We start from the raw sequence: 659 nt of genomic DNA on the forward strand, positions 1-659 counted from the left end.
GTAGGGTTAGTCGGTTTTGGGGCGGTAACCTCGCCTAGTGGCGCTTTACAAATGCTAAAAGATATTCCGGTAGATGTTTTAGCAAAATATGATTTTAGTGCCATTCCTTTGTTTATATTAATGGGGGTCTTCGCCACTCATTCTGGTATGGCGACCAAACTATTTGATTCTACTCGTACTATCTTTGGTGGTGTTAGAGGAAGCCTTGGGATTGCTGGTATTGGCTCATCAGGTATCTTTGCTTCTATTTCAGGATCCTCGCTAGCGACGGCGTCTACGATGGCGCGAGTGGCATTGCCACAAATGGAAAAACATGGTTACCAGCCGGGTTTTGCCTGTGGCGTTTTAGCTGCTGGTGGTACCTTAGGGATCATGATTCCCCCCAGTATCGCGCTTCTTGTCTATGCTATCTTGACCCAACAATCGGTTGGCGATATGTTTATTGCTGGGTTTTTACCGGGTCTTTTAGGCATAGTCATGTACTCTATTACCGTCATGATCATGGTGCGCTGGAAGCCACATCTAGCGCCACGCGGCGAGCGGACCCCGTGGAAAGCTAAAATAGTGTCTTTGACAGGGCTGATACCTTTTAGCTTTATTTTTATTGTTATTATTGCCGGTATTTTCTTGGGATTATTTACGCCTACTGAAGGGGCAGC

General features: G+C 46.3%; 1 protein-coding gene. It reads left to right on the plus strand.

Translation table 11 applies throughout. From position 1 onward, the window contains the following. Positions 1 to 659, plus strand: a 659-nt coding sequence (locus tag AAEY88_RS12560) for a TRAP transporter large permease subunit (RefSeq protein ID WP_350562914.1), incomplete at both ends; no start/stop codon positions are given.

It is taken from the genome of Psychrobacter sp. CAL346-MNA-CIBAN-0220 (genome assembly GCF_040309805.1).
Taxonomy (GTDB): domain Bacteria; phylum Pseudomonadota; class Gammaproteobacteria; order Pseudomonadales; family Moraxellaceae; genus Psychrobacter.